General features: G+C 58.4%; 27 protein-coding genes. 14 read left to right on the top strand and 13 right to left on the bottom strand.

Translation table 11 applies throughout. The annotated features are described in order from the left end of the window. Positions 1–25 precede the first annotated feature (25 nt). The 5 genes from ACTZWX_RS04880 to ACTZWX_RS04860 all read left to right on the top strand — a co-directional run bounded on the left by ACTZWX_RS04880 (position 26) and on the right by ACTZWX_RS04860 (position 3,522). Positions 26–391, top strand: a complete 366-nt coding sequence (locus ACTZWX_RS04880; RefSeq protein ID WP_444712969.1) for a CidA/LrgA family protein — start codon at positions 26–28, stop codon at positions 389–391. Then, on the top strand, positions 384–1,109 hold the full coding sequence (locus tag ACTZWX_RS04875; RefSeq protein WP_072678684.1) for an LrgB family protein: 726 nt from the start codon (positions 384–386) through the stop codon (positions 1,107–1,109). Before ACTZWX_RS04880 ends, ACTZWX_RS04875 begins: the two co-directional genes overlap by 8 nt. 98 nt (positions 1,110–1,207) lie before the next feature. Further along, on the top strand, positions 1,208–1,414 hold the full coding sequence (locus ACTZWX_RS04870) for a bacterioferritin-associated ferredoxin (protein ID WP_444712968.1): 207 nt from the start codon (positions 1,208–1,210) through the stop codon (positions 1,412–1,414). A gap of 117 nt (positions 1,415–1,531) precedes the next feature. Beyond that, on the top strand, positions 1,532–2,008 hold the full coding sequence (gene bfr / locus ACTZWX_RS04865; RefSeq protein WP_444712967.1) for a bacterioferritin: 477 nt from the start codon (positions 1,532–1,534) through the stop codon (positions 2,006–2,008). 158 nt (positions 2,009–2,166) lie between these two features. Next, positions 2,167–3,522, top strand: coding sequence for a phosphomannomutase (locus ACTZWX_RS04860; protein WP_444712966.1), 1,356 nt, complete (start codon positions 2,167–2,169; stop codon positions 3,520–3,522). 177 nt (positions 3,523–3,699) lie between these two features. Here the strand turns inward: ACTZWX_RS04860 and ACTZWX_RS04855 are convergent, their stop codons facing one another. Together ACTZWX_RS04855 and ACTZWX_RS04850 are read right to left on the bottom strand one after the other, a co-directional pair. After that, the gene (locus ACTZWX_RS04855; RefSeq protein WP_444712965.1) at positions 3,700–4,818 is read right to left on the bottom strand and encodes a phospholipase A; all 1,119 of its coding nucleotides are present in this window, start codon (positions 4,816–4,818) and stop codon (positions 3,700–3,702) included. A gap of 9 nt (positions 4,819–4,827) precedes the next feature. Continuing rightward, positions 4,828–5,160, bottom strand: coding sequence for a hypothetical protein (locus ACTZWX_RS04850; protein WP_444712964.1), 333 nt, complete (start codon positions 5,158–5,160; stop codon positions 4,828–4,830). A gap of 215 nt (positions 5,161–5,375) precedes the next feature. On the opposite strand from ACTZWX_RS04850, the gene ACTZWX_RS04845 reads away from it, so the two are divergent. Next, the gene (locus ACTZWX_RS04845; RefSeq protein ID WP_444712963.1) at positions 5,376–5,789 is read left to right on the top strand and encodes a c-type cytochrome; all 414 of its coding nucleotides are present in this window, start codon (positions 5,376–5,378) and stop codon (positions 5,787–5,789) included. A 67-nt stretch (positions 5,790–5,856) separates the two neighbouring features. On the opposite strand, the gene ACTZWX_RS04840 is transcribed toward ACTZWX_RS04845, so the two are convergent. The 3 genes from ACTZWX_RS04840 to rep form a co-directional block, all read right to left on the bottom strand. Beyond that, on the bottom strand, positions 5,857–6,396 hold the full coding sequence (locus ACTZWX_RS04840; RefSeq protein ID WP_444712962.1) for a hypothetical protein: 540 nt from the start codon (positions 6,394–6,396) through the stop codon (positions 5,857–5,859). A 10-nt stretch (positions 6,397–6,406) separates the two neighbouring features. Further along, positions 6,407–8,710: a galactose oxidase-like domain-containing protein gene (locus tag ACTZWX_RS04835; RefSeq protein WP_444712961.1), complete on the bottom strand. Its 2,304-nt coding sequence runs from the start codon at positions 8,708–8,710 to the stop codon at positions 6,407–6,409. Positions 8,711–8,824: 114 nt separating this feature from the next. Then, positions 8,825–10,843 carry a DNA helicase Rep gene (gene rep / locus ACTZWX_RS04830; RefSeq protein ID WP_444712960.1) on the bottom strand — a complete coding sequence of 673 codons (2,019 nt, stop codon included), beginning with the start codon at positions 10,841–10,843 and terminating at the stop codon, positions 8,825–8,827. A 144-nt stretch (positions 10,844–10,987) separates the two neighbouring features. On the opposite strand from rep, the gene ACTZWX_RS04825 reads away from it, so the two are divergent. The 4 genes from ACTZWX_RS04825 to rmf all read left to right on the top strand — a co-directional run bounded on the left by ACTZWX_RS04825 (position 10,988) and on the right by rmf (position 17,052). Continuing rightward, positions 10,988–12,721, top strand: a complete 1,734-nt coding sequence (locus tag ACTZWX_RS04825; RefSeq protein ID WP_444712959.1) for an EAL domain-containing protein — start codon at positions 10,988–10,990, stop codon at positions 12,719–12,721. A gap of 52 nt (positions 12,722–12,773) precedes the next feature. Further along, positions 12,774–15,104: a Tex family protein gene (locus tag ACTZWX_RS04820; RefSeq protein WP_444712958.1), complete on the top strand. Its 2,331-nt coding sequence runs from the start codon at positions 12,774–12,776 to the stop codon at positions 15,102–15,104. Positions 15,105–15,169: 65 nt separating this feature from the next. Further along, positions 15,170–16,726, top strand: coding sequence for a glutamate--cysteine ligase (gene gshA / locus ACTZWX_RS04815; RefSeq protein ID WP_444712957.1), 1,557 nt, complete (start codon positions 15,170–15,172; stop codon positions 16,724–16,726). A 113-nt stretch (positions 16,727–16,839) separates the two neighbouring features. Next, on the top strand, positions 16,840–17,052 hold the full coding sequence (gene rmf / locus ACTZWX_RS04810; protein WP_444712956.1) for a ribosome modulation factor: 213 nt from the start codon (positions 16,840–16,842) through the stop codon (positions 17,050–17,052). 1 nt (position 17,053) lies between these two features. Here rmf and ACTZWX_RS04805 read toward each other — a convergent pair whose 3' ends face one another. Then, positions 17,054–17,479 carry a flagellar basal body-associated FliL family protein gene (locus tag ACTZWX_RS04805; protein WP_152437166.1) on the bottom strand — a complete coding sequence of 142 codons (426 nt, stop codon included), beginning with the start codon at positions 17,477–17,479 and terminating at the stop codon, positions 17,054–17,056. Between the two features lie 67 nt (positions 17,480–17,546). On the opposite strand from ACTZWX_RS04805, the gene ACTZWX_RS04800 reads away from it, so the two are divergent. After that, complete coding sequence (locus ACTZWX_RS04800) at positions 17,547–18,053, top strand: disulfide bond formation protein B (RefSeq protein ID WP_072678674.1); 507 nt, start codon at positions 17,547–17,549, stop codon at positions 18,051–18,053. A gap of 105 nt (positions 18,054–18,158) precedes the next feature. Then, positions 18,159–18,638, top strand: a complete 480-nt coding sequence (rsd, locus tag ACTZWX_RS04795; RefSeq protein ID WP_444712955.1) for a sigma D regulator — start codon at positions 18,159–18,161, stop codon at positions 18,636–18,638. Positions 18,639–18,707: 69 nt separating this feature from the next. Here the strand turns inward: rsd and ACTZWX_RS04790 are convergent, their stop codons facing one another. The 3 genes from ACTZWX_RS04790 to ACTZWX_RS04780 all read right to left on the bottom strand — a co-directional run bounded on the left by ACTZWX_RS04790 (position 18,708) and on the right by ACTZWX_RS04780 (position 20,458). Next, on the bottom strand, positions 18,708–19,421 hold the full coding sequence (locus ACTZWX_RS04790) for an FKBP-type peptidyl-prolyl cis-trans isomerase (RefSeq protein ID WP_152437168.1): 714 nt from the start codon (positions 19,419–19,421) through the stop codon (positions 18,708–18,710). Positions 19,422–19,544: 123 nt separating this feature from the next. After that, positions 19,545–19,928: a DUF4124 domain-containing protein gene (locus ACTZWX_RS04785; RefSeq protein WP_444712954.1), complete on the bottom strand. Its 384-nt coding sequence runs from the start codon at positions 19,926–19,928 to the stop codon at positions 19,545–19,547. Next, positions 19,925–20,458 carry a DUF2390 domain-containing protein gene (locus ACTZWX_RS04780; RefSeq protein WP_444712953.1) on the bottom strand — a complete coding sequence of 178 codons (534 nt, stop codon included), beginning with the start codon at positions 20,456–20,458 and terminating at the stop codon, positions 19,925–19,927. Before ACTZWX_RS04780 ends, ACTZWX_RS04785 begins: the two co-directional genes overlap by 4 nt. Positions 20,459–20,502: 44 nt before the next feature. Here ACTZWX_RS04780 and abc-f point away from each other — a divergent pair, with 44 nt between their 5' ends. Next, entirely contained in the window at positions 20,503–22,449 is a 1,947-nt protein-coding gene (abc-f, locus tag ACTZWX_RS04775; RefSeq protein ID WP_354447306.1) for a ribosomal protection-like ABC-F family protein, read from the top strand. A gap of 13 nt (positions 22,450–22,462) precedes the next feature. Here the strand turns inward: abc-f and ppx are convergent, their stop codons facing one another. Further along, positions 22,463–23,989: an exopolyphosphatase gene (gene ppx, locus ACTZWX_RS04770; protein WP_444712952.1), complete on the bottom strand. Its 1,527-nt coding sequence runs from the start codon at positions 23,987–23,989 to the stop codon at positions 22,463–22,465. Positions 23,990–24,274: 285 nt separating this feature from the next. Between ppx and trxA the strand changes: the two genes are divergently transcribed. Further along, positions 24,275–24,601, top strand: coding sequence for a thioredoxin TrxA (gene trxA / locus ACTZWX_RS04765; RefSeq protein WP_011784020.1), 327 nt, complete (start codon positions 24,275–24,277; stop codon positions 24,599–24,601). A 95-nt stretch (positions 24,602–24,696) separates the two neighbouring features. Here the strand turns inward: trxA and ACTZWX_RS04760 are convergent, their stop codons facing one another. From ACTZWX_RS04760 to ACTZWX_RS04750, 3 genes are read right to left on the bottom strand one after another with little or no spacing between them, the layout of a single operon-like run. Next, the gene (locus ACTZWX_RS04760) at positions 24,697–25,143 is read right to left on the bottom strand and encodes a molybdenum cofactor biosynthesis protein MoaE (protein WP_444712951.1); all 447 of its coding nucleotides are present in this window, start codon (positions 25,141–25,143) and stop codon (positions 24,697–24,699) included. A 1-nt stretch (position 25,144) separates the two neighbouring features. Then, the gene (moaD, locus tag ACTZWX_RS04755) at positions 25,145–25,405 is read right to left on the bottom strand and encodes a molybdopterin converting factor subunit 1 (protein WP_444712950.1); all 261 of its coding nucleotides are present in this window, start codon (positions 25,403–25,405) and stop codon (positions 25,145–25,147) included. 2 nt (positions 25,406–25,407) lie between these two features. Then, entirely contained in the window at positions 25,408–26,622 is a 1,215-nt protein-coding gene (locus tag ACTZWX_RS04750; RefSeq protein ID WP_152437173.1) for a molybdopterin molybdotransferase MoeA, read from the bottom strand. Between the last annotated feature and the right edge of the window lie 6 nt (positions 26,623–26,628).

The following is a 26,628-nucleotide window of genomic DNA, read 5'->3' as shown; positions in this document are numbered from 1 at the left end:
TTTTGACTTGGCAGGGCATGGCGGCATGTTGGTGTTGCGGGGTTTTCTGGTTCTGGTGGTGTTTTTTCTGCTGGGTGAGGCGGTGCGGGTACTGGTGGGGCTGCCCATCAGCGGCGGTGTTCTGGGTATGGTGATGGCAACGTTTACCCTGATGCTTCGCGGTCGGGTAACTGACGAGCTGGCGGCAGCCAGCCAGGGGCTGATATCGGTTCTGGTGTTACTGATCACGCCCGGTGTTGTTGGTGTGTTCTTTATTGCTGATCAGTTTGCCGGGCACTGGACAGCCGTGGTTGTGGCGTTGGTCGTAGGCACGTTGTTGAGTGTATTCACCACGTTGCTGTTGATGAAGAAACTGACGACAGAGCAAGCCCGAGGTGATCAACATGACTGATCAACCGGGCGGATTCAACGCTTTGCTGGCGGCCTGGACGGCTGGCCCCATGTTGTCTATTGGTCTTACCCTGGGCGCCTTTATCGTGGCCCAGTGGCTGTTTGCCAGGCTGCGGCGCCCGTTGTGGTTGCCGCCGGTGATGATTGCGGCGCTGTTGCTGGCGGCGGTGGTTGCCGCCAGTGGCCTGGGCTTTGAACGTTACGAGGCGGGTGCGCGCTGGCTAACGGTGCTGCTTGGGCCGGCAACGGTTGCACTTGGTATTCCCCTGTATCAGCAGATGCATCACATCCGGGCGCTGTGGCGGCCGATTATGGTGACTTTGCCCCTGGCCGCAAGCCTGGCGGCGATCTATGCCCTGGCTATTGCCTGGTTGATGGGGGCGGCGCCAATGGTGTTGGCATCACTGGCGCCGAAATCCGTTACGGCGCCCATTGCGATGGGAATCACTGAGGAGTTGGGCGGGTCGGTGTCGCTCACACTGGGCGGACTGCTGATCACCGGTGTGCTGGCCTCGTTGTTCGTGGACTGGTGCGCCCGCTGGCTCCGGATTACCGACCACCGAATCATCGGTTTTGCCCTTGGCCTCAATGGTCACGCCATTGGCACGGCCCGTGCGTTTGAGATCAGTCATACTGCTGGCGCCTTTGCGTCTCTGGGGATGGGGCTGACGGGTGTGTTCACGGCGTTGTTCCTGCCGCTGGCCTTCTGGATGATCTGATACATTTATTAGCAAAAAGTTAAGTACAAATGGTTGCAATTCTCGTTTGTAATGACAATAATTATTACTAACTTTTATGGCGTTAGTGAGAGACAGCTATGTACGTCTGCCTTTGCCACGGGGTAACAGATCGAGAAATCCGGGAAGCCGCTGAAGAAGGGGTATCCTCTATGCGTCAACTTGGCAAACAGCTGGGTGTGGGTACCCAGTGTGGCCGTTGCGCCTGTGCGGCCCGGGAAATACTCCGTGAGAGCCGGTCGCCGGATTACCTCTCGCTGGCGAACATGCTTGCCCAACCGGCCTGACTGTCTCGTTATTCCCCCGTATTTTCAATTGCGACCTTTTTACAGTCGCGGTTTTTTATCGGCACTTAACGGTCTATTCTTGTGTGGTAAGGCATTCAACACACAAGGAACCCGGTTATGAAAGGCGATAAGAAAGTCATCCAATACCTCAACAAGGCTCTTGCCAATGAGCTGACTGCCATCAACCAGTATTTCCTGCACTCCAGAATGTACAAGGACTGGGGCATCACGAAGCTTGCAGAAAAGGAATACGAAGAGTCCATCGACGAGATGAAGCACGCCGACGAGCTGATCGAGCGTATTCTCTTTCTTGAGGGGCTGCCTAACCTGCAGGACCTGAACAAGCTGCTTATCGGTGAGAACGTGGAAGAGATGCTCCAGTGCGACTTGAAACTGGAGTTGGCTGGCCATGCAGACTACGTCGAAGCCGTTGCCTACTGTGATCAGGTCAAGGATTACACCTCCCGGGAAATCTTCCGCCGTATTCTGGAGAGCGAAGAAGAGCACATCGACTGGCTGGAAACCCAGCTGGACATGATTTCCCAGATGGGCATCCAGAATTATATTCAGCTGCAGTCCGGTGCATCTGAGTAACATCCGACCGGCACTCGCCATAACGGGCGCGTGCCGGGTTTCATTTGCCCGGTTTTTTCGGTCTGAGTCCCCGAAATCGCCTGATAACGGTTAGAATGTTCCGGTTGGCGTTCTGAATCATCCGGATCCTGCCGGATACCACTGACCGGGAGACTGCAATGGACCTGTCCTGTTTCAAGGCCTACGACCTTCGTGGCCGAGTACCTGATCAACTCAACCCCACCCTGGCAGAGAAAATCGGCCGCGCCTATGTGGAGATCACCGGCGCAAAGAAAGTGATCGTCGGCTACGACATCCGCCTGTCCAGCCCAGATATCACCGAGGCTCTCAGCTCCGGCTTGATGGCCGCGGGTGCCGATGTTTATGACATCGGCCTGTGTGGCACCGAGCAGGTGTATTTTGCCACCAGCCACTACGGCATGGACGGTGGCATCATGGTCACTGCCAGCCACAACCCGAAAGATCACAACGGCATGAAAATGGTTGGCCCCGAGTCACGGCCGATCAGCTCCGACAACGGCCTGAACGACATTCGGGACCGGGTTCTCGAGCCCTTCGCCAACGCCCCGGAACAAGGCCGTTACGAAACGCTGGAAGTGATGAGTGCCTACGTAGACCACCTTCTGGGCTACATCGATGCGGCCAGCCTCAAGCCCATGACCATCGTCTGCAACGCGGGTAACGGTGGTGCGGGACTGGTGATTGACGAACTGGAACAGCACCTGCCGTTCGAGTTCGTGAAAGTGCACCATCAGCCGGATGGCCAGTTCCCCAACGGCGTACCCAACCCGATCCTGCCGGAGAACCGCACCACCACCGCCGACGCCGTGATCGAACATGGCGCCGCCATGGGCATCGCCTGGGACGGCGACTACGACCGCTGCTTCTTCTTCGACGAAAACGGCCGGTTCATTGAAGGCTACTACGTCGTGGGCCTGCTGGCTGACCAGTTCCTGCGCAAGACCGGCGGTGGCAAAGTCATCCACGACCCCCGCCTCACCTGGAACACCCTGGACCTGGTCAAAGCCGCTGGCGGCCAAGCCATCGAAAGCAAAACCGGCCACGCTTTCATCAAGCAGAGAATGCGCGACGAAGACGCCGTCTACGGCGGCGAAATGAGCGCCCATCACTACTTCCGCGACTTCGCCTACTGCGACAGCGGCATGATCCCCTGGCTACTGATCGCCGAACGCCTGTGCCATTCCGGCAAACCCCTGTCGTCCCTGATCGACGCCAGAATAGAAGCCTATCCGGCCAGCGGCGAAATCAACCGCACCATCCACGATCCCGCCAAAGTCATCGCCGCCATCGAAGCCAAATACAGCCCCGGCGCCAAAAACGTCAGCTTCGTCGATGGCCTGAGCATCGAATTCGACAACTGGCGCTTCAACCTCCGGATGTCAAACACCGAACCGGTGGTCCGCCTGAACGTGGAATCAAGGGCAGACAAAGCGTTGATGGAAGAAAAAACGGAAGAACTGTTGCAGGAAATGGACAGGTTGAACACCAACTAAAGCGCAAGCAGGAAACCAGGGAAAGTCTCTGGGGCAAGATAGAGGGGGAGCCTTCCAAAACAATCAGGAAAGCCACGGTTTCCGTTTTGGAAGGCTCCCCCTCTATCTTGCCTGACTCCTAACCCTAAGGTTTCCGTTTTGGAAGCCTTACTCCATACCCCCTGTCTTGCACTAAACCTACAGCCAGTTGTTCAACATAATCCCCACCCCAAACCGCTCAATACGCTCATTATAATCAATCAAACTCTCCCCATACCCGTTGTAGTACTGGAAAAAGCCCTTCAACGTATCCCCCATAGGGAAACTGTAGCCAAACTCCACCGACGTCCGATTGGTAGAGCGCATATTGTTCAAAAGCTTCAGCGAGAACGTGCGATCCTCCGTCAGCTTATAAACCGCATGGTAACTGGCATGCCCCAGATACTTCTCAATATCTGAGTTGTCGTCATCGCTGCTGCTTTCTGGCAGCCGGTACCATGGGTTTACCATGAACAGCCAGCGGTCGTAGCTGTAGGCCGCCGCACCGGTGATCCGGTTCCAGCTGCGGGAGCGAGGCTCTGACTGGCCATTGGACTGATGATTGAAACCAAGGGAAACCGCGCTCAGCGTTCCCGGGCCGATATCCCAATTGAGGCGGTGACGGAAGAAAATCTCCGGCTCGTAATTGGTTTCCCGGAACGGAGCCGAATCTTTGGTGTTGTATACCTGCCAGTAGGATTGCTGGGTATAACCGAACCAGAAGGTTGTGCGGTCGTCGAAGATACCGGTCAGAAGGGGAATCTTGAAGCTGATCTGGTATTTCGCTTCTTCCTGCTCCAGACCATAGTCATACCCGCCTGTGCCCAGTCGCGGGCTGACCGGCCTCGGGTTGGGGTCGTCTACATAGGTGATCGGCAGAATATAGTTTGGCCGGTGAGTAACAAAACTGCCTGTGAAGGAAAAAATCGCCTTCTCGGCGGTCAGGTAATTATCCACCAGCGCGGCCATCACGCCGGCATCTGGGTCATCGCCGAGGGCTTCGCTGACCGTCTCCTCCCGGCTGACATCATCGGCGACCAGGGCCGCTGCTTCCTCATCTGCCTGCTGTAACGCCTGGTCGTCAGCAGACTCTCTGGCCGCCTCCGGATCATTCTGGGCGTCGTAGCAGGCCAAGCGCTGGATGCCATCACGGATAAGGGCGCAGTTGACCCGTTCACTATCATCCCCGGAGTTTGCCTGGGCGGAGACTGACGAGCTGGCCGCCAGAAGAACCATGGTCAGTACAGCGCCTGACAATCCATGTCCATATCTTTTCATCAGAGCGCCTCAGTTTGTGGTGGTCAGGCTGAGCCAGGTATTGGCAATACTGTAAACCCAGACGCCGAGGAGGCTCAGGGCGAGGAGAACAAAAATCAGCTTGTGCCGGGTGTTGCCTTCGTTGCTGGCCGATGCCACCCAGCGCAGGTACATCAGGCCGATAAAGCTCAAAAACACGCCGAGGCTGGCCACCGCCGGAACAAGCAGCCAGACAGCGCTGACCGGCGTCTCAGCGGTGGACTGGTTGCCAAACCAGGCCATCGAAACCAACAGGATCGCCAGGCTCGAAAACTCAACGATCAACAGCGGTTTGCGCAGGCGGTGGGGGTTGTTGTAAGACATGCGACTCCCTGTTCTGGCCGAAATAATGTTAAACCACACGGTTAGTAGGTATGGTAACCGCAAATAGAGATAGTTCCGTTATAGCCTACGAAACTGTCACTAAAATGGTTGAAATCAAATTCTGTTTCTGGCCTTTGGTTTTTTTGCGGGGGCTCAACCGCTATAATGCTGCCACCGAAAGATTATAACGCTCAAATGCGAGGTGCATTGTGAAGATGAAGAGAGTCCTGGCTGTTGTTGTTCTGGGTTTTGGCCTGGCCGCTGGTGCTGCACTGGCAAGTGTTGAAGATGAGATCCGTAACCGCATCAAACCGGTAGGCCAGGTGTGCCTGCAGGGTGAGGAATGTGGTGAAGCAGCAGCTGCTCCGGCCGCCGCCAGCTCCGGCCCGCGCTCCGGTAGCGAAGTTTACGATGCAGCCTGTATGGCTTGCCACACCACCGGTGCCGCCGGTGCTCCGGTTATCGGCAACGCCGATCAGTGGGCGCCTCGCATTGACAAGGGCATGGACACCCTGATTGATCATGCCATTAACGGCTTCAACGCCATGCCGGCCAAAGGCGGCTGTGCCAGCTGCTCCGATGAGGAAATCGTTGCTGCTATTGAGCACATCATCGATCAGAGCCAGTAATCTGGCTTGAGAATCTCTGGTTGAATAAAACAGCCCCTTACAAAGGGGCTGTTTTATTTTATGCAGGTCAGTGGTGGTCGTCCTTGGGTAGTGGGTTTCTGGTTAGCCGCCCCTTGATCTCAGACTGAGCGCCCGAATCAGTCATAACGGGAATTCGCCAGAGTCGCTCCCCGTCTTCAACGCCCAGGCGTGGATCCAGCCAGCCAAAGCTGGGCGTTGCAGACACCTTTACCCAGGAGCTGTCCTTGTTGCGGCTGCTGACCATGCCCGGTCTTGCCTCGCTCAGGCCGGGCCAGTCCGCGCTCGAACGGTTCGCCATCACGCCTTCCGGGCTGAACCTCAGCAAACCTTGGCCTTGTGTGTCCTCTACGGTAAGAACATTGCTCCCACGGTAAGACACCAGGATGCCCGGTTGTGGCGCATCCAGGATAACCGCAGACAGCCCGGGAATCGCTGCAGACTGCCTGATGCTCGCCTGAATGATGTGTTCGGGCGCGTTGTCTACCTCAACGGCTCCGTGCGCCAGCAAGGTTGAGGGTAAAGCTGAGCCTAGCAGTGCAAACATTGCGGCCTTAGCCAATGTCAGCGCCTTTTTCGTCATCTGCATGATCGCCTCCTTAGCTGGATGCGCCAGGCAACAGCTCAAGCATGTCCCGGCCCAGCTGCGCCATGGTGGTATCGCCCTGGCACTGGAGCGCGTCGTTCATCACGGAAATCGGTGCGGAAACCGAGGGTACCCGACCCTCCGGCGTAGACTTGCTGACAAACAGCATGTATTGCCCGGCAGGCACCACGCTCTGTTTGCTTGGCATTTCCAATTGCAGGTTACGTCCGTTGCGAGCCTTAACCGGCAACTCAATGGCCCGCTGATCGCCATCGATCAGGTGAGTCATCACGGTTCTCCGGATCAGCAACACCTTGTCGATGTTCTGGGCCTGGTCCACTTGAATGGTAAAGCTATCGCCAACACTGAGTTGCTCCGGTGCAGACAAAATGGTCGGCCGATCGTTACGCATGGCGTAGGGCGGTGTGTAGATCTCGAAGCTTGGGTCCCGGCCATCGTTTGGGGACAGTCCGAAGTCTTCCAGGCTGATGTGAGACAAATACGCCGTGTTGATCGGAGCGTGGCCGCCAATCATCACCCGGCCATCGGCCATCAACACCGCGGTGTTGTGATAGGTTCTTGGGCGATGGCCGCTGGCCATTTCGGTCCAGGTTTCGGTGTCCGGATCAAATCGCTCCGCGGTCATGATGGCGCCTTCAAGCCCCGGTAATACGACGCCGTCTCGGGTGCCACCACTGAATACCATTACGCTGCCATCGGGCATTACCACATTGGTGCCATACCAGCGTGGCTGGTTCAGGGCGCCGGTCAGCCGTGATTCGTAGTCAATCTGGTCACCATTGGTTTCAATCCGGTCAATCCGGCTTTGATCCGTGGGCAGGTAACCGCCGGGGCTGGTCAGCAGTGCGTAACTGGGCACACCGCCGGCTGTGAGTAATTCAACGTCGTTGTACTCGCCGTTTTCGTCTGGTTTCAATGGCAGCATGGTTGAGGAGGTGGACCCTCGCATGCCGCCGCCGATGGCTTTAACCAGCGTGTCGGGTGTCAGGACGGAATCGTCCGGGCTGGTCAGCAGATCTGTGACAGAGCTGATCAGTCCATCCGTACTGGATAACAGGTCTTCGGTAAACGACTGGAGTTGCTCTGCCGTCAGGTTGGTCAGGTTGAGCGTGCTGGCAAGCTGCCCTAACCCGATTTCATCCAGCCGCAACGGCAGGCCGGCGTAGCCAATGTCGTTCCAGCGCTGGCTGGCAGGGTCAAAGGTGGCAACGATGTTCCAGAGCGCCTGGTCATAGCCCTGGCCAAAGGGATTGAAAGCCTGCCCGCCGGCGTTGTAGAGCACGTGGCCGTTAGGCAGCAGGTGCAAGCGGGGGTATAGCGGCAGTGAGCGGTCTGCGGTGCTGGGGTTCTGGTTCCATACGCCGGTGCAGGGGTTGAAGGTTTCCGTTTGCACCACGTTGCGACCGGAGTTGAGGGGCTCCTCGGGATAGACCGGCTTCAGCAGTTTGGTGACGCCACTGGCAACAAAGATCTTGCTGTCTGGCAACGTGACCATCGAGGGATACCAGCGGCCGAAGTTCATGTCTCCCGTTTGCCGCCAGGTATTGGTGGTCGGATCGAAGATACGGGAATTCTTGATGCCTTCCAGCTCAGCTACCCCCAGGGGTAAGCCATCAATGCCCGGTTCGGAATAATAGTCGGTGCCGCCGACGGCCATGACACTGCCATCGGCTAACCCGATCACATCAGAGCAGAACAAGGCCCCATCGTTCCGGTCAGTGTTGTCGGCGGTATCCAGCAAACCGTCCAATGGTGTTCCGCCTAGCAATGTCTCGCTGTCGTTTCCGTCCGGGTTGGCGCCACCTCGCAGCGGGGAGGGTTTCAGCCAGTCAGGGCGATCGTCGTTACCCAGTGATAGCACGCGTGTCTGGTCGTTTACCGATACCTCGCCGAACTCCGCGACAATGGACAGCTCAACGTTCTCGGTTCCCTCCAGTGCATTCAGGTAGAGAATACGGTCGTCAGGAAGCAGCGCCATGGTGCCGGCCGCCGGCTTGCATTCCTGCAGGCCGTCTTCGGTGGTGATGCACTTTTCGTCGGTTTCGACCACTTCCCCATCCACCACGATGGTGGGTTCGGCGAACGGTGCGCTGAACACGCCGATAGGTGAGTAATTCTCCGGGATGGCGGGCAGCGGCCTGGGCGACGGTTGGGCCGCGTCTGCGACTGCTGGCGCCTCGGTGCTTGGGTTGGCGGTATCGCCCGATTCAGCACCGTCACCGCCGCAGGCTGAAAGATAGGCGGCGCCCAACAAAATGGGGATGCCCCGGTATAAACCGATTCTTGTTCTACTCATCGTATGCTCCCTTGTCTTGTATTTGTTTGGCATGCGGTGGTCTATACGACCACAATCTATGTATACGAAGGGGAGCGGGTAAAGTTTCAAAAGACGTAATATTGTCTGACAGTATTACTCGCGGAGGTCGCCCAGCAGGGCGCTCAGGGTTGCCTTGCCTTTCTTCTGGTTGACCTCTTCGTCCTGGTCCCCGAGACCTTCCCAGCGAACATCGTCTTCCGGCAGCTCGTCCAGAAACCGGCTGGGAATGGTTTCCAGTTTCTCGCCGTACTGTTTGCGTGAGGCGGCATAGGTCAGTGCCAGGGTTTCCCGGGCCCGGGTGATACCCACATACATCAGGCGACGCTCTTCTTCGATGTTGCCCTCCTCAATGCTGGTACGGTGCGGCAGGATTTCCTCTTCCAGGCCCATGATGAAAACATGGGGGAACTCCAGGCCCTTGGAGGCGTGCAGGGTAAGCAATTGCACCTTGTCGCTGTCGTCTTCCTCCTCCCGCTGCTCCATCATGTCGCGCAGAATGAGTTTGGCGATGGCATCTTCTATGCCCAGTTCATCGGCGGTCCCCTTGCCGTCGTCCAGCATACGCTGGATCGATTCCACCAGGTACCAGATGTTCTCCATCCGCCGTTCGGCCTGCTTCGGGCTGCCGGAATGCTGGTGTAGCCATTCCTCGTATTCAATGTCGGTGAACAGCTGCTTGATCACCGGTATCGGATTTTCGGAAAACAGCCGTTCGCAGGTTTTGTCCGCCCAGTGGGCAAAGCGGCGCAGCCTGTCCAGGCCTTTCTCGGTGACATGGGTTTCCGCGCCCATATCGCCCAGTGCCTTGAACAGGCTGACGTTGCGAGCGCGGGCATAATGGCTCAGCTGTTCCAGGGTGCGCGGGCCAATCTCCCGACGAGGCACGTTCACCACCCGCAGGAAGGCGGCGTCGTCATCCGGATTGATCATCAGGCGCAGGTACGACATCGCATCCTTGATCTCGTTCTTGGAGAAGAACGATTGTCCTCCGGAAATCCGGTAGGGAATCTGATACGCCTGCAGCTTCATTTCCAGCAACCGGGCCTGGTGGTTGCCCCGGTAGAGTACGGCAAAGTCTTTGAAATCGAGCCCGTTCTTCAGTTTCTGGTCCAGGATCTCCGTGGCCACCCGCTCGGTTTCTGCGTCTTCGTTACGGCAACGGATGATGCGGATTTCCTCACCAATCGTGTGGTCACTCCACAGGGCCTTCTCGAACACGTGGGGGTTGTTGGCAATCACCGTGTTGGCGCTACGCAGAATCCGGCCGGTGGAGCGGTAATTCTGTTCCAGCTTGACGATCCTCAGGCTCGGAAAGTCTTCCTTGAGCTGCGCCAGGTTCTCCGGCCGGGCGCCGCGCCAGGCGTAGATGGACTGGTCATCATCGCCCACCACAGTGAACGCCGCCCGCTCTGCGACCAGTTGCTTGACCAGTTCGTACTGGCACACGTTGGTGTCCTGATATTCATCTACCAGCATGTAACGAATTTTCCGGCGCCACTTGGCCAGTACTTCCGGGGTGTCACGGAACAACTGCACGGGCAGCAGGATCAGGTCGTCAAAGTCTACTGCGTTATAGGCTTTCAGATACTCGTTGTAGTGTTTGTAGATAATGGCTATCCGCTGTTCCCGCTCGTCTGCGGCTTTGCTGTAGGCCTCTGTCGGGCTACGCATGGCGTTCTTCCAGGACGAGATGGTCATCTGAACATCGTTCAGCTCGTCGCCGGCCTCGGCGCTGGCTTCCCGCATCATCAGGTCTTGCAGCAGCGCCTTGGCATCTTCGGCATCGAAGATCGAAAAACCGGGGTGGTAGCCCAAATGAGTATGTTCCTCCCGGATAATGTTCAGGCCAAGGTTATGGAAGGTGGACACGATCAGCCCCCGGGCCATACCACGATCAACAATCCGGCTGACCCGTTCCTTCATTTCCCGGGCCGCCTTGTTGGTGAAGGTCACTGCCGCAATGTGTCGCCCGGGAATGCCCAGCTCTTCAATCAGATAGGCGATCTTGCGGGTGATCACACTGGTCTTGCCACTACCGGCTCCGGCCAGCACCAGCAGAGGGCCTTCGGCGTAGCGAACCGCTTCGCGTTGTCTCGGGTTGAGCTTGTTCACAATGTAGAGACCAAATAGGGAACCCTGGAGAGGTTTTTAGCGTGGAGCTATTCTACACCAGCCAGACTTTCTGTACCTTGGCGATCTATCAGCTATGCTTCCTAGAATGGACTTTGCTGTTGGCCGACACATGGATTTTGCTCGATGACACTGTCTCTGGACACCAGACCTGATCGTCTACGCCTGCTGGTGCTGACCCCGGAATACTCGGATTTTCTGTGGTTATCTGCGCTGCTGGACGACGATCCGGAAATCAGTCCGGACGCCATATGGTGCCCGGACCTGGTGGATTGTGATGATCTTATCCGCAACGCCAGTTTCGATGTCATTGTCTGGGACTGCATTTTTCACGGTGGTGACGAACAGGCCTTTCTGCAGTACCTGTCCGTATCCAGTGAAGACAAACCGGTGCTAGCGCTGAGCGCGGAACCCTGTAACGAGCGTGCAGGAGAGCTGCTGCGTGACGGTGCATCCGATTATCTGTGCCGGCAGACTCTGGATCGCTGGAACTTCCGTCGGGCAGTGAAGTATCTCTGGTATCGGGTGCAGCTGTCCGAGTCGGCCCACGGCCAGTTGGGCCGTGAGGTGGCAACCGGGTTTATCAATAGGGACCTGTTCTTTGATCGCCTGCAGCAGGCCCTGTTGCGGGCGGAGAGAGCTGGCCACCGGCTGGCACTACTGCACCTCAATGTCGATGATTTTCGCAGTATCAACGAATCCTTCGGTTATCAGAAAAGCGACCAGTTAATGTTCCGGCTGGCGGAGCGGCTGCGCCAGAAGATGCGCCGGGTGGATTCGCTGATGCGCATCGGCGGCGACGAGTTGGCGATTATTATCGAGAAGGTGGAAGACTCGCTCGATATTACCCAGATTATCCGTAAGGTGGTGGTTGCACTGGATGAGCCGCTGACGGTTGACGGTCAGATGATTGTGGTCAGCGCCAGCCTGGGCGTGGCCACCTATCCCGAGGCGGGCGACAGCCCCGAAGAACTGCTGAGACGGGCCAACCGGGCGATGTTCGAGGCCAAACGGGACCCGGGTACCAGTTATCGGTTCTATGACCGGCAGTTACATATTTCTGCTGGCTACCAGCTCCGGCTGGAAGCGGATTTGCGCAACGCTTTACGCGGTAAAGAGCTGGAGCTCTACTATCAACCAAGAATCGATCTGGCGACCGAAGAGGTTCGTGGCGTCGAGTGTCTGCTGCGCTGGAATCATCCCAAACGAGGACTGGTGGGGCCCGACGAGTTCATACCGGTGGCGGAGCGCAGTGGCCTGATTGTACCCATTGGTTACTGGGTTATAGAGCAGGCCTGCAAGCGCCTGCAGGAAAGCGCCGAAATGGGCTTTCCCGGCCTGGTGTTTGCGGTCAATCTGTCGTTCCGTCAGTTCCACGACCGCAAAATGACCGAAACCATCTTCCGAATCATCTTCAACGCCAATGTCGACACCAGCCTGCTGGAGCTGGAACTGACCGAAAGCGCCATGATGCATGATCCGGATTACGCCCAGCGATGCCTGCGGGAACTCAATCAGCTAGGCATCAGCTTTGCCCTGGATGACTTCGGTACCGGTTTTTCATCCCTGAGCAATCTGCAACACCTGCCCATTTCCCTGGTGAAAATAGACAAATCCTTCGTCCAGGAACTGGGGCAGTCGGCGGATGCCGAGCACATCATCCGGGCCATCATCAGCCTGGCCCACAGCCTGCAGATCAGCGTGGTGGCGGAGGGTGTTGAAACCGAAAGCCAGCTGGAATTCCTGCGCCAGCAGCACTGTGATGAGATCCAGGGCTATTACTTTGCCCGCCCCATGCCCTGGAATGACCTTGTACAATTCCTGAACCACCGTAACCAGTCCGCTTGCCTGCAGCAGTAAGCCGCTGTACCTTTGCGCATTAATTCCGAACGCGATAATACACAGAGGTTGCATGAACAGTATCTCCCGGCGCATTGCCGACGAACTCGGCGTACGCGAGCAACAGGTTAATGCCACCGTTGCCTTGCTGGATGAAGGGGCCACCGTTCCGTTTATTGCCCGTTACCGGAAAGAGGTAACCGGCTCGCTGGATGACAACCAGCTGCGAACCCTGGAAGAGCGTCTTCGTTACCTGCGCGAGCTGGAAGACCGCCGCGGCACCATCCTCAACAGCATTGATGAGCAGGGCAAGCTTACCGATGAGCTGCGCGCAGCCATCCAGGAGGCAGACACCAAGAACCGCCTGGAAGATCTGTATCTGCCCTACAAGCCCAAGCGCCGCACCAAGGCCCAGATTGCCCGTGAAGCCGGGCTGGAGCCCTTGGCTGACGCCCTGTTTGGCGACCCCACGCTGGCCCCGGAAGCCACCGCCGCCGGTTACCTGAACCCGGAAGCTGGCGTGGCAGACACCAAAGCCGCGCTGGAAGGCGCCCGCCACATCCTTATGGAGCGGTTTGCCGAAGACGCCGAGTTGCTGGGTTCGCTGCGTGACTTCATCTGGCAGGAAGGTCAGTTGAAAGTCACCGTAGTGGACGGCAAGGAGAACGAAGGCGCCAAGTTCCGGGATTACTTCGATCACGTGGAACCCCTGAAAAAGGTACCGTCACACCGGGCCCTGGCCATTCTGCGCGGACGTAACGAAGGCATACTGACTTACTCGCTGGTGGTGGGGGATGTCGAAGATGATCGCCGCCAGCCCCATCCTGCCGAGCAGAGGATAGCCGCGCGCTGGGGTATTCGGGATAACGGCCGGGCCGCCGACCAATGGCTGTCGGAAGTGGTGCGCTGGACCTGGCGGGTGAAGCTCTCTACCCAGATTGAAACCGACCTGATGTCTCAGGTAAGAGAAGCTGCTGAGGCCGAAGCCATCAACGTGTTTGCCGCCAACCTCAAAGACCTGTTGTTGCTGGCCCCGGCCGGCCCCCGGCCAACCCTGGGCCTGGACCCCGGTTTGCGTACCGGCGTGAAAGTCGCGGTGATCGACGGCACCGGCCAGGTGGTGGACCACGGGGCCATCTTCCCCCATGCGCCCCAGAACAAATGGGAGCCCTCCATCGCCCAGCTGGCGGCCTGGTGCCAGAAATACCAGATTGAGCTGGTCGCCATCGGCAACGGCACCGCGTCCCGGGAAACCGAGAAGCTGGTGGGCGACCTGTGCAAACGCTATCCGGAACTGAAGCTGGCCCGTATTGTGGTGAACGAATCTGGTGCGTCCATCTACTCCGCCTCGGAATTTGCCTCAAAGGAGCTGCCGGACCTGGACGTTACCATCCGTGGTGCGGTGTCCATCGCCCGCCGCCTGCAGGACCCGCTGGCGGAACTGGTAAAGATCGAACCCAAGTCCATTGGGGTTGGCCAGTACCAGCATGACGTTTCCCAGGTGCAGCTGTCCCGTAGCCTGGATGCAGTGGTTGAAGACTGTGTAAACGGCGTTGGGGTCGACCTGAATACGGCTTCCGTGCCTCTGCTTACCCGGGTATCCGGCCTGAACCCGAGCATTGCCCAGAATATCGTCGATTTCCGCAACCAGAACGGCAAGTTTGTCAGTCGCAAGCAGCTGTTGAAGGTCTCCCGCCTGGGTGAGCGCACCTTTGAGCAGGCGGCTGGCTTCCTGCGTATTGCTGGCGGCGACAACCCGCTGGACCGTTCCTCGGTGCACCCGGAAGCCTACGGTGTGGTTGAGGCCATCGCGAAGGGTAATGGTCGCAAGGTGGAAGGCATCATTGGCGACTCGGCGTTTCTGCGCAGCCTGAACCCTCAGGACTATGTTACTGAACAGTTTGGCCTGCCAACCATCAAAGACATCATCTCCGAACTGGAAAAGCCGGGCCGCGACCCGCGCCCCGAGTTCCGCTTTGCCAACTTCGAGGAAGGGGTGGAAACCCTGAATGACCTGAAACCAGGCATGGTGCTGGAAGGTTCGGTAACCAACGTCACCAATTTCGGCGCTTTTGTTGACATCGGCGTGCATCAGGACGGCCTGGTGCACATCTCCGCCCTGTCTCATACTTTCGTAAAAGACCCGCGCGAAGTGGTCAAGGCCGGTGATATTGTTAAGGTCAAAGTGATGGAAGTGGACATTCCCCGTAAACGCATCGGGCTGTCCATGCGTATGGATGACCAGCCCGGTGCCGAGACCCAGGCCAAGCCAGCCCGGGGCGCCGACCGCAACGCAGGTCGCTCCGGTGGTCGCAAACCCCAGGGTGGTCAGGGCCAGGCGCAGGGCGCCATGGCGGGTGCGTTGGCGCAGGCGCTGGCCTCTGCCCGCAAGAACGGTCGTTAAATCACCTTATCGATTCAACGCGATTGCTCCTCACGAGGGGGCAATCGCGCCAACAGGAGCTCACCATGGCTGAATCCCGCCACTCCCTGTTTCACCAGTTTGCGGCCAGCGATTGGGACGGTTTTCTCAAAGGGGTCGAAAAAGAAGGCCTTCGCGTGGATGCCAATGGTTTCATTGCCCAGACACCGCACCCGGAGGCGCTGGGCTCGGCCCTGACCCATCCACGGATCACCACCGATTATTCCGAAGCCTTGCTGGAGCTTATCACCCCGGTATTCAGCTCCACTGAGGCCATGCTGGCATCGCTGCGAGACACCCACCGGTTTGTTCAGCAGAATCTCGGTGACGAAGTGTTCTGGGCGGCCAGCATGCCCTGTGAGATTGATGGCGATCAGAGCATTCCCATCGCTGAATATGGCCGCTCCAACATTGGTCAGCTCAAGCATGTCTATCGGCAGGGGTTGGCTGTGCGTTACGGTCGCATCATGCAGAGTATTGCCGGGGCCCACTACAACCTGTCGTTACCCGACAGTTTCTGGAATAAATGGCAGCAACTGACCGGTAATCAGGATGCCCTGAAGGATTTCAAATCCGACCAGTATTTCTGGTTGATCCGCAATTTCCGCCGCCGAAGCTGGCTGTTAATGCTGTTGTTCGGTGCATCCCCAGCCCTGGACGCCAGTTTCGTTGCCGGCGTGAAGCATGACCTAAGCCGGTTTGACGAGAGAACCTGGTATGGCAAACACGCCACGTCGCTGAGGATGGGTGATCTGGGTTACCACAACAATGCCCAGGCCTCTCTCAACATCTGTTTCAACGAGCTGGACACTTACACACGTACCCTGGATCAGGCTATCCATACCAATTGGCCGGCCTATGAAGCCATTGGCACCCGTCGTAACGACGAGTTTATTCAGATCAACACCAGCGTGTTGCAGATTGAGAACGAGTATTACAGCGCCGTTCGTCCCAAACGCACCACCGAGCGTGCTGAGAAGCCTATCCAGGCGCTGGATGCTCGTGGGGTGGAATACATCGAGGTACGTTGCCTGGATCTGGACCCATTCTCGCCGGTAGGGGTCAACCGGGCGCAGATCGATTTTCTGGATCTGTTCCTGCTTGACTGCCTGCTGACCGATTCTCCCCGCATCGGAGATGACGAATGTCAGCGGCTGGATGACAACTACAAAGATGTGGTGGCATCAGGCCGCTGGCAGGAGCTGGGGGTGTGCCAGGGTGGCCAGCGGGTGCCGGTGGGTAATGCTGCCCGTGAGTTGCTGGATCGCTTGCAGCCGCTGGCGGAGTTGCTGGACAGCTGGGGTCAGCACGAGACCTACCGTTCAGCCCTGGCAGCCCAGCGTGAAAAGTTGCAGGGGCAGGAATGGTCTGTGCCATCGGCCCGCGTACTGGCGTCGATGGAAGCCTCCGGGCTGGGTCACCGGGACTGGGTGCTGGCGTTGTCCCGGCAGCACCAGGAAACCCTCAGAAACGAACCACTGGCTCCGGACGTGCTGGCGGATTACCAGCGCATGTCACGGGAATCCCTGGCCGAACAGGAAGCCCAGGAACAGTCGGATAACCTTCCGTTTGCCACCTTCCTGGAACAGTATCTGCGCTCGTGAGCCTTGGTTGAGTCACAACCCGAAAGGGACGTGACGCACAGAAACCACAGAAGGGTTTGCCGGCTTCGTTACCTGCTGTTACTTTTGTTTACAACAGGTAAGGAGACGGCGCCATGGCAAGAGATATCAAGCTCGGATGGAATGTGGAAGCCCTCAACAAGGCGTATCGCCAGGGGTACATGGCGGGCTCCATGGGCATGGACAAAAACCGCTGCCCGTATCGGGGTGAGGTGATCATCGCCGCCTGGGAAGCGGGTTGGGATGATGCCGGCCAGGTGGCTGCGGAGCAGCCCTCCAGCGACGACCTGTTCTCCCGTATCGCCTGACCTACCGTTGCACCACGAATTCCGTAAACAGCACGCCGGTGATGCGCTCACCGGTTTTCTGTTCTTCCAGGGCGGTATTGATCCGCTGTGCGGCTTCCCCTCTTAACGCTTGCTGGCCCTGCTGAGTAGTGAGCTGGTCAACGTCCGTCTGCTCACCGAACAGCATCACTAGTTCGTGCCGCAATCGCGGCATATGGGCCTGTACGGCGGCTCTCGTTGTCTCCTGCGAGGCACGAAGGGTTACCGATGCCTTCAGGTAAATGACCTTGTTGCCGGGTTCGCCCACATGGGTCACAAATGCCGGCTCCATGGCGATGTAGTCGGTTACCCCCCGTTCCTCTGTCTCCTCCTCGGCCATGGCCGGCCAGGCGATCAGGGAAGCGATAGCGAGTAACAGCGTTAGGACGTATTTTCGGTGAAAGGTCATAGGCGCAATGTTCTTCATGGGTTAGGATTGGCAGCATCAGCTTACATGATGATTCCGGGGTGTTGATTTGACAAGCAGATGGGTGTTCGGCGTCGTTTTTCTTCTGTGCGCAGCTCTGTTGGCCGTGGCCTTTTACATGGAGCACGTCATGGGCCTGGAGCCTTGCCCGTTGTGCTGGTTGCAGCGTTTTGGCTTTATGGGCGCAGGGCTGGTAGCCCTGATTGCGTTTCTCCATGGTCCCGCCGGTTTTGGTAACCGGGTGTATGGCTTTTTTCTGGTGTTGACCGCCGGCACCGGGCTGGGCATTGCTGGTCGGCAGCTGTGGCTGCAAAGCCTGCCGGAAGATCAGGTACCCGCCTGTGGGCCGTCGGTGGACTACATGCTTGAGGTGTTGCCCTGGTTTGAGGTGCTGCAGACGGCCCTGAAAGGCACCGGTGATTGCGCCGAAGTGGTCTGGCGCTTTCTCGGATTGAGCATTCCTGGCTGGACAGCCGTGTTCTTCAGCTTGTTGGTGCTGGTTGGCCTGGTGATGATGTTCCGCCGGTATCGGCCGAAAAACTGGTTGCAGGGCTGAAACGGTTGCGGGCCACCATGGCCTTGGGGTAACTTGATCCAGTCATGACGACAATCAAGTGAACGGCCATTTATCAGGCAGACTGACTGAGGGGAGACAGACGTCATGTTGGAGAACTGCAGAAACGCTAGGGAGCGTTGGGGCGGAGTCAGCGAGCTGATCGACCGTTGGCTGAAAGAGCGCCAGGAGCTGTTGGTGCGCTACTGCGATCTGTCGACCGAGACCGATTTCTCCCAGACCGAGATGCTGCGAGACAAGTTTGTCCGCCTCTGTGAGGTGCTGGTCGACTATGTGTCTGCCGGGCACTTCGAAGTCTACGAACAATTGATCCAGGAAGCCCGTGAGTTTAACGATGGCGGCCTGGAGTTGGCGGCAAAGGTCTATCCCCGGATTGAGCAGACGACCGGTGTGGCTCTCAATTTCAACGATCGCGTTGATGGTCGACTGCTGACCGAAGACGACGTCAGGGAGCTGTTCTCAGAGTTGTCAGAGCTGGGTGAAGTGCTGGAAAGCCGGTTCGAGATGGAAGATTTCCTGATCGAGCATTTGCATAATGCCCATGCCGGAAAAATGGCCTCTGCCTGAAGCCGGCCAGACAAAAGCGCTTTTCAAAAAAACGGCCTGAACTCTCAGGCCGTTTTTTATTACCCGGAGTTATTCGTTTTCCGGGTTGACTGCCAGCAGTTCCACATCAAAAATCAGGGTTTCGTTGGGCCCGATCGCCTGATTGCCACCGGGGCCATAGGCCAGATCGGCAGGAATGTAAAGCTTGTAGCGGGCACCCTCGCTCATCAGTTGCAGGCCTTCGGTCCAGCCTGGAATCACCTGGTTTAGACCAAAGGTAACCGGTTGGCCACGATCACGGGAGCTGTCGAACACATCGCCGTTGATCAGCTCACCGGTGTAGTGTACCTGTACACGGTCTGAAGCTGTCGGGTTGTTGCCGTCGCCTTCCTCGATGACCTCATATTGCAGGCCGGACTCGGTGGTTTCCACGCCTTCCCGTTCAGCGTTCTGGGCCAGGAAGGCTTCCCCGGCTTCCAGGTTCTGGCTGGCCAGTTCGTTGTATTGCTGTTCCTGTTGGCTTTGAAGCTCCTCCTGGTAGGCCATCAGTGCTTCCTGAATTTGCTCCCGGGTCAGGCGCTTGGTCTCCTCGTCACCGGCGTGGCCGTGCTGGATGCCCTGCAGGAACTGATCCATTTGCAGGTCAGGCAGGTCGTTGCTCATGCGCTCACCAAGCACCAGGCCCATGCCGTAGCTGACTTTCTCCGGCGTCGTGTCCAGAGCGGGGTCCTTTGCGGAATCCTGGGCGGTAGAGCAGCCGGCAACCAGGCCGGTCATGGCGATAGCTAACAGGGTTTTCTTCATACTGGTATCCTTTGCGCGTGTAACAGGGCCTGACGGCCCACTTGGATTTGGCAAACAGGAAAGGTAACGGGTTCAGCGGCAGGATGCCACTGAAACTGTGGTAACAGTGTGATGCTGTTGGCGTCAGGTCTCGTTATCCCCGGGGGATGGGGCAAGGGAGAAGGGTGCCCGATAAGGCGAACGCCAGTCGTTGTCATTGTCGGCCCGGCGCTCGTTGCGCAGGTTCTTGCCTGGCCGCTCGATGGCCAGCGTATTCCAGGGGCCCTGGGCCGGTGGCTGGTCGGCATAATGCCAGTTACCTTCGGTATCCTGCCATTTGAAGACAATTTCCGGGCCCTCGGTGGGGATAGGGGCCGGCAGCAAACCTTCAAACGAGGGGATGGCTTCGGGCTTTTCCTCAGCCGCAGGCTCGGAGACCTTGCCCGGGTCCCCCAGGCCAAAGAAAATCAATAACAACAGCAGACCAAGGGCCGGAAACGATAGCCGAATAAGCCATTTCATCATCATGGCTGTGGTTCTCCTGCCGCAGCAGCCAGGAGGCCTGCCAGCGTGTCCAGTAATATGGGTGCCCGGGTGTCTGCTTCCCGACGCGGTGCTGCAGCCAATAGGTTTTGCTGGATGGCGGCTTTGCGATTGTGCATGTTGCCAGTCTCCGGGTACCTGGGTGTCAGTGTGTGCCAGGCCAGGGCAAGTTCGGTTTGCTCGGCCTCTAGTTCGGCCCGGGCCAGCGCTTCCCGGAGATCACGACAACCAATATGATGCCGGGGAATGGATTTTCTGGCCGAACGAATGCTGCCGGTTACACGGGCTCGCCACTCTGTTACCTTAGCGTCCTCAACGCCAGTGAACAGGTGCCCGTTCACCCCTAGCCAGCCGGCACAGAGAATTCGGGTGACGCTCCAGTCACAGGCCTGCAACGTCAGGCAGGCCTCGGCCAGCTCCGGGTTTTGCCAGCAGGCCAGTGCATAACGCCACAGGGGATTATCCGGTTCCATTGTTACGGGCAGATTCAATGATTCTGTCTGCGGAACGGTCATGGCAGGGCACTTCCCTGGCTGAAATCCATGGATAAAGACAGTCTATGTTAACGATAACCGATCTCAGTTTACAACGAGGCGGCGTCTGGTTGCTAGAAAACGTCAGCCTGACGGTGCAGCCCGGCCAAAGGGTGGCGATTGTTGGCGCCAATGGTGCCGGAAAATCGAGCCTGTTCCAGCTCTTACTGGGCCAGTTGGCACCTGAGCAGGGCAGTGTGTCGCTGCCGGGGGGCTGTCGCATCGCCCACATGGCGCAGGAAGTTGAGGCCAGTCAGCGATCTGCCAGAGACTTTGTGCTGGACGGCGACTTTGAATTGCGCCGCATGGAACGTGAGCTGGCGGATGCCGAAGCCCGGGATGACCATCACGCCATCGCTCGGTTACACGGGGAACTGGACGTGCACGAAGCCTGGTCGGCGCCCAGAAGAGCCGAGGCGTTGTTGCGGGGTTTGGGGTTTGTCGACAGCGATGTGGACCGGCCGGTGTCGGCGTTTTCCGGGGGCTGGCGTATTCGCCTGAATCTGGCTCAGGCCCTGATGCGGCCATCGGACCTGCTGTTGCTGGATGAGCCCACCAACCACCTGGACCTGGACGCCTGTCTGTGGCTTGAGAACTGGCTTCGTCGATACCCGGGCACCCTGCTGTTTATCTCCCATGACCGGGATTTCATGGATCGGGTGGCCACACACCTGGTGCACTTTGATAACAAAAAGCTGGAACTCTACACCGGCAACTACTCGGCGTTTGAAGTGCAGCGCAGCGAGCGCCTGGCCCAGCAACAATCCAATTACGAGCGCCAGCAGGCCCGTATTGCCGAGATTCAGCGATTCATTGACCGCTTCAAGGCCAAGGCTACCAAGGCCCGCCAGGCCCAGAGCCGGGTCAAGGCTCTGGAACGCATGGAACGAATCGCGCCAGCCCATGTGGATTCGCCCTTCAGCTTTGAATTTCCGATGGCAGACAAGGTGTCCAACCCGTTGTTGTCCATTCGCAACGGTGTGGCCGGCCATGGCCAGATGGCTATCCTGAATAATATCAACGTCACTTTGCTGCCCGGTTCGCGCATTGGTTTGCTCGGCCCCAACGGTGCGGGCAAATCAACCTTTATGGATGCCCTGCGGGGCACCGGTACCCTGCTGTCGGGTGAGCGTACCTGTGGCGAGCACCTGGCCATCGGCTACTTTGCCCAGCACCAGCTGGAAGCCCTGGACCTGGATGCCAGCCCGTTCCTGCATCTACAGCGATTGTCGCCACGTGCGTCCGAGCAATCGGTACGGAACTTTCTGGGCGGCTTTGATTTTCATGGCGACGAGGCCCTGAGCCCAATTCGCTCGTTCTCCGGGGGTGAAAAAGCCCGGGTCGCCCTGGCGGTGATCGCCTGGCAGAAACCGAACCTTTTGTTGCTGGATGAGCCCACCAACCACCTGGACCTGGAGATGCGCCAGGCCTTGACCATGGCACTGCAGAATTTTGATGGTGCTATTGTGGTGGTGTCCCATGATCGGCACCTGTTACGCAATACCGTAGACGAGTTCTGGCTGGTGTCGGATGGCACAGTCCAGGAATACGACGGCGACCTGGAAGACTATGAACGCTGGCTGGCAGACCGCAGGAAGGATGAGGACGAGCCCCCCAAACGCCAGGTAGCTGAGGATTCCGATGCTGAAAAGAAAGCCGGCAGTGCCCAGGCATTGACGGCCGACGAGCGCAAGGCCAGAAAGCGCCAGGAGGCGGAACTTCGCCAGAAGCTAAGCCCATGGCGGAAAAAACAGGTATCTCTGGAAGCCCGGATGGATCAGCTGCAGCAGCAATTGGCAGGCGTGGAAGCTTCTCTGGGCGACCCTGCGGTGTACGAAGACAGCGGAAAAGTGCGCCTGAAGACGCTGCTGGCGGAGCAGACCGAACTCAAGCGGGCCCTGGAGGAGACCGAGGCCGAATGGCTGGAGGTCAGCGAAACGGTGGAAAATCTGGAGGCCGAACTGGCCGGCTAGTGCCCCATCGGGTTTACCGGGTGCCGATTTCCAGCGCGAAATCCTGTTTGGACAGGTAATCCCGCTCGTTCTCGAGGTCTGCCAGGGTCAGTGGCCGGTTATCCAGCCAGCCTTCCGGAAACTCCACCACCAGCTTGTTTTCATGGCCATGGAGGACGAATTCGGGTGGCTGCTCCAGATTCCTGGGGTGTTGGATCAGTACGGCTAGCCTAAGCAAAACGCACAGGTAGCGCAGGCGCGGCTTATCTTCCGGCTCTATGCCCTCGAACACGGTGGAGGAGAATTTCCGTCGATGGCCACGCACCAGAGTGGCCAGGTCTTTTTGAAACTGCTGGGTAAAGCCGGGCAGGTCGGAATAACGCAGCAGATAAGCACCATGTTTGTGGTACTGGCTGTGGGAGATGGTCAGGCCAATCTCGTGTAGCCGGCAGGCCCAGCGCAGTACATCTTCGTCCGCTGACGTATGCAGGCCCCATTGATCGGCCACTTGCTGCCAGGCGGCAATGGCCGTCTGCTCAACGGCGGCACCGTGAGCCTGGTCGACGTGGTAGCGCTCCTGCAGCGCGGCAATGGTGCGCTCCCGCACATCCTCGTGCTGGATACGGCCAACGATATCGTACAGCAGCCCCTCCCGGAGAGCCCCATCTGCGAAGGTCATCGCCTGAATATCCAGTGATCGGAATGCCGCCAGCAGGATGGCAAATCCGGCCGGGAAAATGCTTTGCCGATCCTGACGAACGCCCAGGTCTGCCAGTTTTTCAACCTTGCCCATGTCGACGAGCCGTTTACGCAGCTCTTCCATTGCGTCACGGGTGAGGGTGCCATCGGTGATCTTCAGATTGGCCAGCACACTGCAGATCGCCTTGATGGATCCTGAGGAACCGACGGCACTTTGCCAGCCAACCGAGCGGTAGTGCTGGCGGATGTTCAGGAGCTCCAGTTCGGCGTGAGTGATCGCTTTGTCCATCTGCCGCCGGGTAATTTTTCCGTCCGGGAAATAGCGATTGCGAAACGACACACAGCCCATATGCAGGCTTTCCAGCTCCTGGGGCTCAAATCGCTGGCCGATGATGAACTCGGTGCTGCCGCCGCCAATATCGATGACCAGTCGCCTGCCTTCGTCATCGGCCAGAGTGTGGGAAACGCCAAGGTAGATCAGACGGGCTTCTTCCCGTCCCGCGATGATCTCAACCGGGTAACCGAGGACCTCTTCTGCCCGGGCAATGAACTCGGGGGCGTTGCGGGCCACCCTCAGAGCGTTGGTGCCGACAATCTGAACCCCCTCGGCGGGCATGCCCTGTAGGCGCTGGGCAAACCGGCTGAGACATTCCAGGGCCCTTTGCTGGGCTTCTTCCGTCAGCCGGTTATAGGGGTCAAGCCCCGCGCCCAGCTGGACCTTTTCGCCCATCTTTTCGACGGTACGAATTTCACCATGGACCAGGCGGGCCACGACCATATGAAAACTGTTGGAGCCCATATCAATGGCTGCCAGCATATCCGGGGAGGGTGCGGTGTTCTCGGCGGGGGATGCGGCCGTCACGTGGGTTGGCGTCCTGTATGGTGTGAACTTGTCGATACAATGGCCGTACTATAAAAGAAAGCGCGGTGCGCTGTCAGTAACGGTCTGCGGTGAATACGGATGCGGATCGTCGCCGACGGAAACAGATCTCGCTTCACATTGAGGTCGGCAATCGCGTAAAGTATTCGTCTAACGAAATCCGGGCAGGCGACATTCCGATGACGGTTTGTACAGCCTGCTACAGTCAACAGCGACTCCGACGCGGCTGCGTTACAGGCCCCGGAGCGCCTGAATCAGGAAAAGGTAATGAGCGGAAATATCGTTAATGTCACCGACGCTTCTTTCGAACAGGACGTACTGAAGTCCGACGTCCCGGTACTGGTCGACTACTGGGCTGAGTGGTGCGGCCCGTGCAAGATGATTGCCCCGGTTCTGGAAGAAATCGCCGACGAATACGACGGCAAGCTCAAGGTCTGCAAGCTCAACATCGACGAAAACGAACAGACCCCGCCCAAGTTCAACATCCGTGGTATCCCGACCCTCATGCTGTTCAAGAACGGCAACGTGGACGCCACCAAAGTTGGCGCTTTGTCCAAGTCACAGCTCGCCGCCTTCCTCGACAGCAACCTCTGATCCGCTGTTGAAGAAAAACCGCCCCTGAACATGGTTCACGGGCGGTTTTTTTGTGCCTCAATCACCCTCGCTGGCCGCCAGTCGAAAAGTAAGCTTTATTCCCAGGCCTTGGAACGGTCCAGGTCCGAGTCTTTTTGCTCTACCCAGTGTTCGGTGTCTCCGGTGATTTCCTTTTTCCAGAACGGGGCTGACGTTTTCAGGGCGTCCATGATGAATTCGCAGGCTGCAAATGCATCCCTCCGGTGAGCACTGCAAACGCCGACAAACACGATCTGATCCGACAGCGCCAGCCGCCCGACCCGATGAATCACCCTCGCCTTGCGGACATCCCAGCGCTGGGAGGCGGAGTCAATCAATCCCTGAATCACCTGTTCCGTCATGCCGGGATAATGCTCCAGGAATAACCCGGTCACCCCGGACAGGTCCCCGGAGTCCCGCACCAGCCCGGAAAAGGTCGCCACCGCACCAGTGCCGGAACCGGAGGCGCGCAGCGCCTCGTATTCTGCGCCGACATCGAAATCTTCCGTCTGGATAGAAATCATTTCAACCTCCGGTCACCGGTGGAAAGAAGGCCACTTCATCGCCCGGCGTGACCGGAGTTGACGGCTTGGCCATGGCCTGGTTGACCGCCACCATGAGCGGCTGGTCACCCTGCAGTTGAGCCCAGGGGCCGCCCCGGGCGGCCAGTTGTGACAACAAACCCTCAACGGTTTGGCCCGGAGTTGCCGGCAACTCAAGGCTCTCGGTATCAAGCTCCTCCCGAAGCCGTGCGAAAAAGCGAACAGTCAGGTTCTGGTCAGTCATGATCAGCTCATCAGTTCAGGGTAAGAGTAATACATCACCGGGTCACCGATATTGATGGTGCTGTTTTCCGGCACCACCGCCAGGCCGGAGCTCCAGCAAGCGGCACTCAGCACGCCGGAGCTCTGGTTCGGGGCAGCAGACACGGAAGCGGTGGCCCCGTTGCCTGTCTTGCGGGCGCGCACAAACTCCCGTCGGATGGACGGTGAATGGGTGGTGAAGTCTGCGGGCAGGCATTCCCCGATCGGCAGCGCGTCGGGTCGCCCCTGGCGTTTGCGAACGTAGGGCATCACGATGACCATAAAGGAAATCAGCACAGAGGCCGGGTTGCCGGGCAGCCCAAGCACCGGCGTGTCGTCAATGCTGCCGAACGCCAATGGTTTGCCAGGCTTGATGGCCATCCGCCACAAAGACAGCCGGCCGGACTCCTCGAGCACCGCGCGCACGTGGTCTTCTTCACCCACCGACACGCCGCCACTGGTGATGATCAGGTCGGCTTTTCTCGCCGCCTCTTGCAGTGCCTGGCGGGTGCCGTCGCGAGTGTCCCGAACGGTCTCGCAGAGAATAGCCTCACATCCTGCCTGCGCCAGCATCCCGAGCAGGGTATAGCGATTGCTGTTGTAAATCTGGCCGGGGGCAAGTGGCTCGCCGGGTTGCACCAGTTCGTCACCGGTGCTCAGGATGGCCACCCGCAACCGGTCCAGTACTGGCACCTGTGCGATGCCCATCGAGGCCAGTAAGCCCATTTCCTGGGGGCGAATAAGGGTGCCCCGGGGCAATGCCAGCTCCCCTTGGGTCAGATCCTGGCCGCGACGACGGATGTTCTGCCCGGCGTTGACTTCGGACACGATGAGGATGTTGTCATCGGTACGTTCCACCCGCTCCTGCATCACCACCGCATTCGCGCCCTCCGGAATCTCCGAACCGGTGAAGATTCGCACAGCGGTACCTGGCGCCAGTGGTTTGGGAGCCGTGCCCGCTGGCACCCGGTCAGAGACCGCCAGTGCCCGCCCGGGGGCGACGTCTGAGTGGTGCACCGCATAGCCATCCACGGCGCTGTTGTCAGCTGGGGGAACGTCCGCTGGCACATACTGGTTCTCGGCCAGGACCCGCCCCAAACACTCGCTGAGTGGCACTGCCTGGGATTGTGTCACAGCGGTGGCGCGACTCAATATGTAGTTGAGAGCGTCGTCAACAGAGATCAGGTCAGAACCTGCCATGGTACC

It is taken from the genome of Marinobacter sp. NSM (assembly GCF_052380025.1).
GTDB lineage: Bacteria > Pseudomonadota > Gammaproteobacteria > Pseudomonadales > Oleiphilaceae > Marinobacter.
This window is presented reverse-complemented; position numbering and strand designations above follow the sequence as displayed.

Bases quoted from the DNA above. Each gene is read 5' to 3' on its own strand.
- moaD (WP_444712950.1), bottom strand. From the start codon at position 25,405: ATGACTGACCAGAACCTGACTGTTCGCTTTTTCGCACGGCTTCGGGAG.
- ACTZWX_RS04790 (WP_152437168.1), bottom strand. From the start codon at position 19,421: ATGAAGAAAACCCTGTTAGCTATCGCCATGACCGGCCTGGTTGCCGGC.
- ACTZWX_RS04825 (WP_444712959.1), top strand. From the start codon at position 10,988: ATGACACTGTCTCTGGACACCAGACCTGATCGTCTACGCCTGCTGGTG.
- rmf (WP_444712956.1), top strand. From the start codon at position 16,840: ATGGCAAGAGATATCAAGCTCGGATGGAATGTGGAAGCCCTCAACAAG.
- ACTZWX_RS04880 (WP_444712969.1), top strand. From the start codon at position 26: ATGTTGGTGTTGCGGGGTTTTCTGGTTCTGGTGGTGTTTTTTCTGCTG.
- ACTZWX_RS04780 (WP_444712953.1), bottom strand. From the start codon at position 20,458: ATGACCGTTCCGCAGACAGAATCATTGAATCTGCCCGTAACAATGGAA.
- ACTZWX_RS04875 (WP_072678684.1), top strand. From the start codon at position 384: ATGACTGATCAACCGGGCGGATTCAACGCTTTGCTGGCGGCCTGGACG.
- rsd (WP_444712955.1), top strand. From the start codon at position 18,159: ATGTTGGAGAACTGCAGAAACGCTAGGGAGCGTTGGGGCGGAGTCAGC.
- ACTZWX_RS04750 (WP_152437173.1), bottom strand. From the start codon at position 26,622: ATGGCAGGTTCTGACCTGATCTCTGTTGACGACGCTCTCAACTACATA.
- bfr (WP_444712967.1), top strand. From the start codon at position 1,532: ATGAAAGGCGATAAGAAAGTCATCCAATACCTCAACAAGGCTCTTGCC.
- ACTZWX_RS04760 (WP_444712951.1), bottom strand. From the start codon at position 25,143: ATGATTTCTATCCAGACGGAAGATTTCGATGTCGGCGCAGAATACGAG.
- gshA (WP_444712957.1), top strand. From the start codon at position 15,170: ATGGCTGAATCCCGCCACTCCCTGTTTCACCAGTTTGCGGCCAGCGAT.
- ACTZWX_RS04820 (WP_444712958.1), top strand. From the start codon at position 12,774: ATGAACAGTATCTCCCGGCGCATTGCCGACGAACTCGGCGTACGCGAG.
- ACTZWX_RS04870 (WP_444712968.1), top strand. From the start codon at position 1,208: ATGTACGTCTGCCTTTGCCACGGGGTAACAGATCGAGAAATCCGGGAA.
- trxA (WP_011784020.1), top strand. From the start codon at position 24,275: ATGAGCGGAAATATCGTTAATGTCACCGACGCTTCTTTCGAACAGGAC.
- ACTZWX_RS04835 (WP_444712961.1), bottom strand. From the start codon at position 8,710: ATGAGTAGAACAAGAATCGGTTTATACCGGGGCATCCCCATTTTGTTG.
- ACTZWX_RS04805 (WP_152437166.1), bottom strand. From the start codon at position 17,479: ATGACCTTTCACCGAAAATACGTCCTAACGCTGTTACTCGCTATCGCT.
- ACTZWX_RS04785 (WP_444712954.1), bottom strand. From the start codon at position 19,928: ATGATGATGAAATGGCTTATTCGGCTATCGTTTCCGGCCCTTGGTCTG.
- ACTZWX_RS04845 (WP_444712963.1), top strand. From the start codon at position 5,376: ATGAAGAGAGTCCTGGCTGTTGTTGTTCTGGGTTTTGGCCTGGCCGCT.
- ACTZWX_RS04850 (WP_444712964.1), bottom strand. From the start codon at position 5,160: ATGTCTTACAACAACCCCCACCGCCTGCGCAAACCGCTGTTGATCGTT.
- ACTZWX_RS04860 (WP_444712966.1), top strand. From the start codon at position 2,167: ATGGACCTGTCCTGTTTCAAGGCCTACGACCTTCGTGGCCGAGTACCT.
- ACTZWX_RS04840 (WP_444712962.1), bottom strand. From the start codon at position 6,396: ATGCAGATGACGAAAAAGGCGCTGACATTGGCTAAGGCCGCAATGTTT.
- ACTZWX_RS04855 (WP_444712965.1), bottom strand. From the start codon at position 4,818: ATGAAAAGATATGGACATGGATTGTCAGGCGCTGTACTGACCATGGTT.
- abc-f (WP_354447306.1), top strand. From the start codon at position 20,503: ATGTTAACGATAACCGATCTCAGTTTACAACGAGGCGGCGTCTGGTTG.